This window comes from Rhodococcus sp. NPDC060090, from assembly GCF_042729855.1.
Classification (GTDB): Bacteria; Actinomycetota; Actinomycetes; order Mycobacteriales; family Mycobacteriaceae; genus Rhodococcus.
This window is the reverse complement of sequence record NZ_JBHWXB010000006.1, coordinates 176,462-187,530: the sequence shown is the minus strand read 5'-3', so window position 1 is coordinate 187,530 and position 11,069 is coordinate 176,462. Positions and strand designations below refer to the sequence as shown.

9 protein-coding genes are annotated in these 11,069 nt (G+C 65.4%); 6 read left to right on the top strand and 3 right to left on the bottom strand.

What is annotated here, in order from left to right:
* Nucleotides 1-32: 32 nt before the first annotated feature.
* Both ACFWCF_RS10580 and ACFWCF_RS10575 read left to right on the top strand, forming a co-directional pair.
* On the top strand, nt 33-1,415 hold the full coding sequence (locus ACFWCF_RS10580) for a glutamate decarboxylase (protein ID WP_378560664.1): 1,383 nt from the start codon (nt 33-35) through the stop codon (nt 1,413-1,415).
* A gap of 272 nt (nt 1,416-1,687) precedes the next feature.
* Nucleotides 1,688-3,496: a LuxR C-terminal-related transcriptional regulator gene (locus ACFWCF_RS10575; RefSeq protein WP_378560661.1), complete on the top strand. Its 1,809-nt coding sequence runs from the start codon at nt 1,688-1,690 to the stop codon at nt 3,494-3,496.
* 50 nt (nt 3,497-3,546) lie between these two features.
* Here the strand turns inward: ACFWCF_RS10575 and ACFWCF_RS10570 are convergent, their stop codons facing one another.
* Nucleotides 3,547-4,197, bottom strand: a complete 651-nt coding sequence (locus ACFWCF_RS10570; RefSeq protein ID WP_378560658.1) for an amino acid-binding protein — start codon at nt 4,195-4,197, stop codon at nt 3,547-3,549.
* Between the two features lie 347 nt (nt 4,198-4,544).
* On the opposite strand from ACFWCF_RS10570, the gene gatC reads away from it, so the two are divergent.
* Both gatC and gatA read left to right on the top strand, forming a co-directional pair.
* Nucleotides 4,545-4,844: an Asp-tRNA(Asn)/Glu-tRNA(Gln) amidotransferase subunit GatC gene (gene gatC, locus ACFWCF_RS10565; protein ID WP_054805483.1), complete on the top strand. Its 300-nt coding sequence runs from the start codon at nt 4,545-4,547 to the stop codon at nt 4,842-4,844.
* A complete protein-coding gene (gene gatA / locus ACFWCF_RS10560; RefSeq protein ID WP_378490997.1) occupies nt 4,841-6,316 on the top strand; it encodes an Asp-tRNA(Asn)/Glu-tRNA(Gln) amidotransferase subunit GatA in 1,476 nt (491 codons plus the stop codon). Before gatC ends, gatA begins: the two co-directional genes overlap by 4 nt.
* 37 nt (nt 6,317-6,353) lie before the next feature.
* Here gatA and ACFWCF_RS10555 read toward each other — a convergent pair whose 3' ends face one another.
* Complete coding sequence (locus ACFWCF_RS10555; protein ID WP_378560655.1) at nt 6,354-7,634, bottom strand: alpha/beta-hydrolase family protein; 1,281 nt, start codon at nt 7,632-7,634, stop codon at nt 6,354-6,356.
* 116 nt (nt 7,635-7,750) lie between these two features.
* The gene (locus ACFWCF_RS10550) at nt 7,751-8,365 is read right to left on the bottom strand and encodes a hypothetical protein (RefSeq protein ID WP_378560652.1); all 615 of its coding nucleotides are present in this window, start codon (nt 8,363-8,365) and stop codon (nt 7,751-7,753) included.
* Between the two features lie 151 nt (nt 8,366-8,516).
* On the opposite strand from ACFWCF_RS10550, the gene ACFWCF_RS10545 reads away from it, so the two are divergent.
* Together ACFWCF_RS10545 and ACFWCF_RS10540 are read left to right on the top strand one after the other, a co-directional pair.
* Nucleotides 8,517-9,704: a histidine kinase gene (locus ACFWCF_RS10545; RefSeq protein WP_378560649.1), complete on the top strand. Its 1,188-nt coding sequence runs from the start codon at nt 8,517-8,519 to the stop codon at nt 9,702-9,704.
* Between the two features lie 187 nt (nt 9,705-9,891).
* Nucleotides 9,892-11,037 carry a glutamate--cysteine ligase gene (locus tag ACFWCF_RS10540; protein WP_378560646.1) on the top strand — a complete coding sequence of 382 codons (1,146 nt, stop codon included), beginning with the start codon at nt 9,892-9,894 and terminating at the stop codon, nt 11,035-11,037.
* Nucleotides 11,038-11,069 lie beyond the last annotated feature (32 nt).

Here is an 11,069-nt window from a genome sequence, read left to right as displayed (position 1 = left end):
GCGTTCGATTCACCGAAGTATCGGAGGAACAGATGTCAGACCAGATTGCCGCTCCTACAGAGACACTGGCGCCCGCATATACCGGTCGGCTCGGAACCGATCCGATTCCCGCCCTGCGGCTACCCAAATCGGAAACCGAACCCGAAGCGGCATACCGGTTCATCCATGACGAATTGATGCTCGACGGCAGTTCGCGTCTGAACCTGGCGACATTCGTCACCACCTGGATGGATCCGCAGGCAGACCGTCTCATGGCGGAAACCTTCGACAAGAACATGATCGACAAGGACGAGTATCCGGCCACGGCCGAGATCGAGACCCGTTGCGTCAACATGGTGGCAGCCCTCTTCCATGCCGAGGATCTGTCCCCGACGGATCCGACCTCTGCGACCGGAGTATCGACCGTGGGCTCGTCCGAGGCCGTGATGCTGGCGGGTCTCGCGCTCAAGTGGCGGTGGCGGCAGGCTCGCGACGCCGCGGGGAAGGACTCCACCAAACCCAATCTGATCATGGGTAGCAATGTGCAGGTGGTCTGGGAGAAGTTCTGCCGCTACTTCGACGTCGAGCCCAAGTACCTGCCCATGGAACCGGGTCGCTACGTGATCACTCCGGAACAGGTCCGCGATGCCGTGGACGAGAACACCATCGGTGTGGTGGCGATTCTCGGGACGACGTTCACCGGAGAACTCGAACCGGTCGCCGAGATCTCCCGCACTCTGGACGAGATCGCTGCCGGCGGGGGACCGGATGTCCCGGTGCACGTCGACGCGGCGAGTGGAGGGTTCGTCGTGCCCTTCCTGCACCCGGAGCTGGAATGGGACTTCCGGATTCCGCGCGTGGTATCCATCAACGTCAGTGGTCACAAATACGGCATGACCTACCCGGGTATCGGCTTCGTGGTCTGGCGTTCGAAGGAGCATCTGCCGGAAGACCTGGTGTTCCGAGTCAACTATCTCGGCGGCGACATGCCGACATTCACACTCAATTTCTCCCGTTCCGGAAATCAGGTGGTAGGCCAGTACTACAACTTCATCCGGCTTGGAGTCGCCGGCTACACCCAGATCATGGAGTCCCTGCGCGACACCGCGCTGATGTTGTCGCAAGAAATTTCCGGGATCGACAACATGGAGATCATCACGGACGGATCAGCGATCCCCGTTCTCTCGTTCCAGGTAGTGGGTGACCCGGGATTCACGGTCTTCGACATTTCTCACGAGCTTCGTGCCCGGGGTTTCCAGGTCCCGGCATACACGATGCCTGCCGACGCCGAAGAAATCGCAGTTCTGCGGGTGGTCCTTCGCGAGGGATTCAGCCGCGACCTTGCGTACAGGCTTGCCACGGCCATCAAAGATGTGGTCGAACACTTGCGTGAGGGTGTAGGCACGGGACACACCGCACGAGGATTCGCGCACTGACCGGGCGCCGGATCGCCGACCCGGATTTTCTGTAGCTCTGCGGCATTCCCCGAGCGCTGCTAACGTCAGCATAAGTGAGTTTATAAGTCTTTCCGGGGAATGAATCCGTGGCGATGTCGGGCGCCTTGTTGCGGAGAGGACTGCGATCGGTGCCGAGAACGCTGCCATTGTTTCGTAACCGCTTGTTTTCGATGTTGTCGAGTCCGGCATGTGCGGTTGTCGTGCACGGCGAGCGGTTCTCGGGAAAAACCACTCTGGTCCGGACCTGGCTCATGACCGACCCGGTTCCGGACCACCTCCCGGTATTCGTCGCATCGTCGCCGGCCGGTGTCACGAGCGACGAGTACTGGGGTTGCGTGCTGTCTTGCCTGTACGCCTACAAGGGTCTTCCGCCTCCGGACGGCGACCGCGACAATTTGGAAATATTGGTGGCGGAACTTGCATCGACCACGGGTCCGGTCGTTCTCGTGCTGGACGACATCGATGTGGTCGACAAGGCGGAGGAATATGTCGGCAGACTCCTCGAGTGCGGCGGGTCGACACGGATCATCGTGACCACCCGGATCGCAGGCGGATGGCGGGACTTCGTCGATGCGTGTCCGGACCGGGTGATGGTGACTCCCGACGTCCTTGCGTTCACCGAGGAGGAGGTGAGGACCTTCCTGCGAGTTTCCGGGGTTCCGCAGGGGCACCGGGTGTCTCGCTGGATCATGCGACGGACCAACGGGCAGCCGACGCTGGTTTCGGACGTATGCCGGGCGCTGACACTGGGTGGTGTGCACGCGTCGAGTGACCCCATCGGTTTCGTGGACACCGTGGAATCCATGGGGATGATGGAGCCCGCAGCTGCTGCCGCGATCACGAACATGATGCGTCTGCGCAGCGGAGGGAATTTCGCCGAGGCCGCCCAGGTGTGCGACGTGCTCGCCTCGGAGACCGTATCGATACCCGCCGGTGCGGACGACACCGGGATGCACACCCGCGCCTTCTGCTACTTGCAGATGGGAACCAGTCTTCTGCTCGACGCCCGACTGGATGATGCGGCAGACATGCTCGGACGAGCGCGGATCGCGGGGGCAGGCACCGTCGTCGGACGCGCCGCGGCAGACAGTTTGGCACTCACCCACGCGGTGCGTGGCACGATGATCGATCCCCATCTCTGGGCCGACGTGGAGCAGCAGCAACATCTCCCGGTATCGGAGATTCCGGGAATACCGGCGAAGACGGCCGGCCTCGTCACGTCCGTGATCGTTGCGTTGAATCGACTAGACCCCGACGATGCGTTGGATAAGCTCATCGAGCTCGGTGAAGTACACGAAGCCGAGGAGCTGTGGGCTTTCGTGCTGTATGCGCACGGGGAGTATGCGCTTCTTGCGGGTCTGCACGCCGATGGTCTCCGTCACGTGGAATCCGAAATGCGATCGTTCGCTCGGTTGTCGAGCGGCATAGCCGGACATCTTCTGGATGCCGTCCGTGCTGATCTCAATCTGGCGCTCGGCCGGACCGACGAGGCCGTCCGGTTGGTGGGCGGGTCCAGTGAGCCACTCACCGCCGCCGTGCGTGCGCGGATCTGTTTGCTCACGGGAGACTTCGGCGGAGCCGAAATGATCGTCCATCGATACGGAGCGGACCCGCGTTGTCCACCTCGGGTATCGATGGAGTTGTTCGTCATCGGCACGGCGGCCGCGTGCTCCCAGGGACGGCGAAGCGACGCTCGGCGCCACCTCTCCCGTGCGGCCACATTGTCCCGACAGACCGGGATGCTGCGGCCGTTCACCAGTCTGTTTCCTTCGATGACGCGCGAAGTCGCTGAGCTCGGTGTCGAATTGCCGGTCGACCTCGTCCGGATTGCATCCGAGTTCGCCACGTTCCGACCGTCCCACCGGATGGTGCGACTGACGCCGCGCGAGCGGGAGGTGCTCGAGGCGCTGCTGTCCGGCAGCAGTGTCGGAATGATCGCCAAGGCCCAGTTCGTCAGCCTCAATACTGTGAAAACACAGTTGCGTTCGCTGTACCGCAAGTTGGGTGTGCACTCGAGAAGCGATGCCATCGAGGCCGCACAGCAGGTGGTTCTCGTCTGAGATCCTCCGGCCCGATCCCGTTTCGGGCCGGGTCGGAGGGACTCGAGAGGTCAGCCGAGAACCGTGCCGATGATTCCTGCGAGATATCCCATCCGGGCGACCTCCGACGGCCGGAACTCGGGGCCGCCGGGTCTGCCCAACATCAGGACTCGATCAGGTTTGCCCAAGGGCGCCGCCGCGAGCATCGTGTCCATGTCCCGCCACAGGCGGGGTACCCAGTCTGCTTCGTGATCGAGCAGCATCGGCTTTTCGAGCGGCATCCACGGAGTGTCCGCCGGCCGTGTTTCCGGAGCTCCGGGGCTGCCGGCGATTCGATAGGCGCCCTGCGGACCGATCCCGATGACGGTTGCCCAGCTCACGCGAAGGACCCGGGGAGCTCCGTCCACGAGGACCTGTAGGCGGTCGTCGCGCGCTGCCGAAACCTGATCGATGAGTTCGAGTTCCCGATGGGTATCGAGAATGCCCGCGTAGGGACGGATCGAGTCGACCATGACGCCGTCGAGAGCTTCGGCAGCCGTGATCAGGGTGTCGGGGAGTTTTCCCGGTTCGACGTCGACCACGAGATCGTCGATGGCGAAGCCGGCTCCTCGATCGACGACATCGAGCGACAGGATGTCCGCGCCGACCGAGCCCAGAGCCAACGCGAGCGCGCCGAGGCTACCGGGACGGTCGGGAAGCCGGACACGCAGCAGGTACGACACGTGCGTCCTTTCCCACATTCGTTGCCGACGCGTGAACACCCGTCGACCCAGGGGTGCAGCAGCATCGCCTACAGTGGCGAGCACGTACCCCCGGCATCGTCCATCCTTTCACTCCCGAAGGGGTCGTTGCGACGCCCCGAGCGCGAATCGTGATGCAGCGGTGGAAAATGCCCGGTCGCCGGTAGCAGATTCACACGAACGCAACAGCGGTGTCGCACACATGCAACGCCTCGAGCCGCCACAGCCGGTGGCCGAACCGAGTACACAGCCGTTGCAGCGGGGCATTACCCTGGACAGGACGTTCTATCGCCAGATGATCCATCACCACTGGAAAGGGGCCACCTACGGTGCCTGCCATTTCCCGTGACGAGGTTGCGCACCTCGCCCGGTTGTCCCGCCTCGCGCTGACCGATGCGGAACTCGACGAGTTCTCAGGCCAGCTCGATTCCATCCTCAGCCACGTCAAGGCGGTGTCCGAGGTGGCCGCGGACGACGTGGCACCCATGGCGAATCCGAACGCCGTCACGAACGTCACCCGCCCTGACGTCGTGCTGCCCGGGCTCACGCCCGACGAAGCGCTTTCCGGTGCGCCCGCCGTCGAAGAAGGACGCTTCGCCGTTCCACAGATCCTCGGGGAGGGCGAATGAGCACCGATCTCACCAAGCTCGACGCTGCGACGCTCGCGTCCCGCATCCACGCCGGCGAGGTCTCCTCGGTGGAGGTCACGAAGGCGCACCTCGACCGGATCGCCGAGGTCGACGGTGAATACAACGCGTTCCTGCACGTCGGAGCCGAGCAGGCGCTCGCCGCTGCGGCCGACGTCGATCGTGCGGTAGCCGCGGGCGAGCAGCCGGTGTCGCCGCTCGCAGGCGTTCCGATCGCGCTCAAGGACGTCTTCACCACCACCGACATGCCCACCACGTGTGGATCGAAGATCCTCGAGAACTGGGTCTCGCCGTACGACGCGACGCTCACCACCAAGCTCCGCCAGGCCGGTATTCCGATCCTCGGCAAGACCAACATGGACGAATTCGCGATGGGATCGTCCACCGAGAACTCCGCCTACGGACCGACCCGCAACCCGTGGGATACCACTCGCATCCCCGGTGGATCGGGAGGCGGTTCCGCTGCGGCTCTCGCGTCGTACCAAGCGCCGCTCGCGATCGGCACCGACACCGGTGGTTCGATCCGTCAGCCTGCGGCCGTGACCGCGACTGTCGGCACGAAACCCACCTACGGCACGGTGTCCCGGTTCGGTCTCGTCGCGTGCGCATCGTCGCTCGATCAGGGCGGCCCGTGTGGACGCACCGTGCTCGACACCGCGCTGCTGCACGAGGTGATCGCCGGACACGATCCCCGCGACAGCACCTCCGTCAAGGCTGCGGTCCGTCCCGTGGTCGAAGCCGCACGGCAGGGAGCGGCAGGCGATCTGAAGGGTGTGAAGGTCGGCGTCGTCAAGGAATTGCACTCCGACAGCTACCAGACCGGCGTGATCTCGTCGTTCGACGCGGCCGTGGAGATCCTTACGAAGCTCGGTGCCGAGGTCGTCGAGGTCTCGTGCCCGAACTTCGAGTATGCGCTCGCCTCCTACTACCTGATCCTGCCGTCGGAGGTGTCGTCCAACCTCGCTCGCTTCGACGCGATGCGGTACGGCATGCGCGTCGACGACGGTTCGATGAGCGCCGAGCAGGTCATGGCGGCGACCCGGGCCGCCGGGTTCGGCAAGGAAGTCAAGCGCCGCATCATGATCGGCACTTACGCCCTGTCGTCCGGCTACTACGACGCTTACTACGGTCAGGCGCTCAAGGTACGTTCGCTCATCGCGCAGGACTTCGACAAGGCCTACGAGCAGGTCGACGTCCTGGTCTCGCCGACGAGCCCGTTCACACCGTGGAAGCTCGGCGAGAAGGTCGACGATCCGCTCGCGATGTACCTGTCCGACCTGTGCACGCTTCCCACCAACCTGGCGGGGCACTGCGCGATGTCGGTGCCGTCGGGTCTGTCTGCGGACGACGGTCTCCCTGTCGGCCTGCAGATCATGGCTCCCGCACTGGCCGATGAACGGCTCTACCGCGTCGGCGCTGCATTCGAAGCTGCGCGCGGACCGATCGTCGCCTGAGAGCGAAAAGCCGACCGGCGGTGTCGTGGGCGAACGCCTACGACACCGCCGGTTCGCATTTCGCCTGTTCGGGGCCGTACCGATGTCCGTGCCCCGCAGCGGAGTCGAGCGAGGTGAACAGGTCGACGGTGGTCTGCAGGAACCCGGCAACCGGCAGCCACGTCGGTACCGGCGCATCCTGCGTCGCACGAGACAGATCCGGCGGCGACCACAACAGCGACGGCTGCCACCACACCACGGGATCCGAGGTGTTCGCCAGCACCGCGGCCCCGTCGGTGCGCACCGCTCCGGCAGGCGGTCCCGCCCACAGCGCGTCGCACGGACCCGGGTCGATATCGTCGAATGCGGCGCTGCCACCGACCGCTCCGAGGCTCTGCCCGTACACGTGCAGGTCGGGTCGCCGGCCGGGCGGCAGCGTGGCGATGTGCTCGCGCACCGCCGAGACGAGGGCCCGAGCAGACCGGGTGGCTGCGTCCCGGTCGAAGACGAACGTGATCCAACTCGGTGTGTCCGAATATTGCTGTGCCGCAATCGCTACGTCATCGCCCCACCGGCTCTCGAACCCCTGCACCGCGTTCGCGTCGACCCACCCCGACCCGGTGGGAACCGCGATCACGAGGTGATTCCGCTCGAAACCCCCGGTGCGCTCGAGTTCGCGGACCGCGAGTTTCGCGCGCGATCGATCATCCGGGGCTGCAGCGAGCCCGATGTAGACCCGCACGGGCGATCCCGACGACTCGATCGACACGAATCGCCGACCGTGCATGCCGAGGCTGTTCCAGTTCACCAGAGAAATGGGGGAGCCGGACACCCTGGGATCGAGTGTGGCCACCGGAGCAGACGCCGATGCCGCACCCGGTGACGGGGAGGCGATCGAGGTTACTCCCCACGCGAGAAGAATCACCGTCGCTGCCAGCGCCGCGATCGAGCGCACACGACCGGCCGCCCGGATCAGAGCGCGGATTCCCATGGCGCAGCCAACGAGAACGGTTGCCGTCACGGTGGTTCCGGCAAGTACCTCGAGCCAGTGCCGAAGTCCGATCGTAGGCACTTCCATCGCGATGCGAAGTGTGTTCTGCCAGTGGTGCGCCCACGTCGCGCTCACCGCGATCGTCGCCGTCGCGACGGCGACGACGAGCCGGCGTGTCTCCGCGTCGCGCGCACCCTGCTGTGCCCGAATCCTATTCGGCGCAACGAGTCGACCCAGGGCCATCAGTGCCAGCGCGACTGCGACCAGGAGTCCTGAGAGGATCCCTTGGGTCAGGGAGGTGCGGGGCAGCAGTGACGGTGTGAGTGAGAGGACAGCCGCGATCGTCACGGCTGCAGTCGAGCTGAGTCGGGGCCCGAAGACTCTGTGGGGGAGCAGAATACGGGAGTGTCGGAAAACGGACTCCGGGGTGCCCGTCGCCGGCGCGGGGTCGATCAGGTCGATCGTCATCGGTGTGCTCTCCTCAGGAAAGTGCCGCCCGCGACGACGGCGCCCGCCGCAGCCAGATAGGGCATCGGCGATTCGGATTCGGGAAGGCGGTAACCCTGACGCCACGAATTGATCTGCACCGCCGCGGAGGCGATTCCCGCCATCACGTCGCACCGGGGCTCCACCCACGCCTCGGTCGTGCAGGCAGCAGTGAAGTTGCGCTGCAGTTGCGCGTCGAGTTCGCGCCTGGCCTGCGGCCCGAGTTCACCGCCGGTGTCCCGTGCGTACCGGAGCAGGTCGTATCCGAGATCGTGAATACGGCACGCGGGTTCGAACTGCGGAGGGAGCGAGATCGGCGATGAGCAGTCGCCGTCAGGGTCGGTGAGTGCTTCACCGGATGCGAAGCCCGGTTCGAGCATCGGGTGGTAGCCCATCACTGTGACGAAGTCGTCCGGAAACGCAGCGAGCGCCCCCGCGGTATCGTCGGCGACCAGTGCGGTGATCGTTGTTGCGGCCGCCGAATTCTCCGTCGTTGCGGTGCTCGCGGGAGACGCGGCGCCGATGCAGAGGGCGGCGCCTGCACCGAGAAGCACGGCGGCCGCCACACGGCGGGTCGCGGGTCTGTTGATCATGGATTCGACGCTATGAACTGCAGGTGCACCGCCGGATCACGCGACGGAGTGGTTCCGCGGACGCGGCCTCGTACCGGGGTGCTGCCGCGATCTCACTCTCAGGTATGAGGACAGTCGAGAACCGGACTCCTAGCGTGGAGGTGTGAAAACGATGATGCGCACCGGAGCGGTCTCCGCAGTGAAGACCTCTGCGAAACTGGGGCGCGGCCGGTGGCCGGCCGTTATCGCCGCGCTGGTGATGCTGATCCTGTACGCGGTGGCCTGGCCGACGCTGCAACTCACGCACGACGTGCCGGCTCCGCTGATGCCGCTGGTCGCCGGTTTCGCGGTGTTCCCGTTCGTTCTCGTGCTCAGTCGCCCGGCATTGGGCTGGGCCGTCACCGCGCTCGCTGCACTGGTGATCCCACTGGTCTTCGATCGGATCGGGTACTACACCTATCCCTGGCAGGTCGTGCACATCCTCGTGATCCTCTCGCTCGTCCTCGCGGTGGCCGTTCTCGAAGAGATCCGCGTCGTACTGGTCGTGTGGATCGCGACGGTGCTGCTGTTCTTCCTGTACATGCCGGGGGACGACGGGTGGGGCTGGACAGTGGGCCTCACAGCGCTCATCGTGTTCGGTCTACTCGTGCGCTGGCTGGTGATCTCGCGGCGGCAACTGGCCAAGGAAGAGGAGGTCAGCGAACTCGAGCGTGCCCGGCGCGCGGTGCTCGAAGAGAAGGCGCGCATCGCTCGGGACCTGCACGACATCGTCGCCCACCACATGTCGATGGTCGTTGTGCAGGCGCAGAGTGCCCCCTACCGGCTGACGGATGTCTCCGACGACGTGCGCGCCGAATTCGACTCCCTCGGCGCGACGGCCCGCGACGCCCTCAACGAGGTGCGCAGCCTGCTGGGTGTGCTGCGCAGCGACGGATACACCCCCGAGAACGAACCACAACCCGGTATCGAGCGGATCGGTGAGTTGATTGCGGCCTCGCAGCGTGCGGGTGTGCGAGTGACTGCGAACATCACCGGTGATCCGGTGGGCGTCAGCGACGGCGTCGGTCTGGCGGTCTACCGGATCCTGCAGGAATCGCTCACGAACAGCGCCCGGCACGCGCCCGGTGCGGCGGTCGACGTCCGCATCGAATTCGGACTCGGCACAATCGAGATGGACGTGAACAACGGCCGGGGAACGGAGAGTGCGCCCGCGATCGTGCCGTCGGATAGGGGCGGCGGGAGCGGCATCAGGGGAATGGGAGAGCGCGCGACAGCGGTCGGTGGCCGGCTCGTCGCACATCCGCGGCCCGACGGCGGATTCGAAGTACATGCGGTTCTGCCGACGGTCGTCGCCGTATGACCTGTCCGCCGTCCTACCTGAACCGCGGTTGACCTCGACCACTGTCGTTCCCGCTACGAGACGATGGCTCCGACACCCACGCGTGCGACACGAGGTGTAGGACACCTCCGAGTTGGGTACCTGCACCAGGTGCGACGTCGTCGGGTTTCGCGGCGGCGCGGGCCAGGCGCAGGGAGTGGGAGGCGAGATGTCCACCACGGACGAGCTGTGCACGGTGGGAGTCGAAGAGGAGTTCCTGCTCGTCGACGCCGAGACAGGGGCACCGACCGTCAACAGTGCCGTCGTGGTCGCGGAAGCTGCGAAGCACGGCCTGGAGCTGCAGTACGAGCTCGACCGCTGCCAGGTCGAAACGGCCTCGGCGGTCTGTTCGGACAGCGAACAGCTCCGCGTCGATCTTGCTACCACCCGATCGATCGCTGCCGACGCTGCACGCCGGCACGGATCACGGTTGCTCGCCGTCGGAGTCCCGGTCCTCGGATGGCGGGAACTGCCGGTCACTGCAAAACCTCGCTACCTGCGGATGGAGCGCGAATTCGGGCTCATCGCACGCGAGCAGGGCATATGTGGATGCCATGTCCATGTGGGTGTGCCCGATCGGGAGACTGCGATCCAGGTGAGCAACCACCTGCGTCCATGGCTACCCACACTGCTTGCGTTGTCGGCCAACTCGCCGATCCATCGCGATATCGACACCGGATATGCGAGCTGGCGAACACTGCTCTGGGCCCGGTGGCCCAGTGCCGGACCGCCGCCCTATTTCGAATCGGTCCAGCACTTCGACCGAACGGTCGAGGCCATGCAGGAGACCGGAAGCATGCTGGACGACGGCATGGTCTATTGGGACGTACGTCCCTCGGCGACGTTCCCCACAGTGGAGGTGCGCGTCTGCGACGTCCCTGCCACCGTGGCCGAATCGGTGCTGCTCGCGAGCCTCATACGGGCCCTTGTTCTCACCGCGCTGCGCGATCTCGACCGCGGACACACAGCGTTCCCGGTGTCACCCGAACTACTGCGCGCGGCGTACTGGCGGGGCGCACATGACGGTCTCGACGGAGACGGGATCGCGTTACCGAGGTCTGAGCGTCAGCCCATCGCGCACCGGCTCGAATCATTGGTGGAGCATGTCTGCCCGGCGCTCGAGGACCTCGGATCCCGACTACTCGTCACCGAGGGGATCCGTTCGGTGATGTGTTCCGGGAACGGGGCGATGCGTCAGCGCCGCGTCCTCGCTGCCGGGGGTGACGTACAGGATGTGGTCGCCGAACTCACCGCCTCGACCGTGTCCGGATGTGCCGCCGTGAAAGAACCGGGCGACCCATGCTCGACGGGATAGTCGACACGACTCGGCGCGGCACGTACTGAACG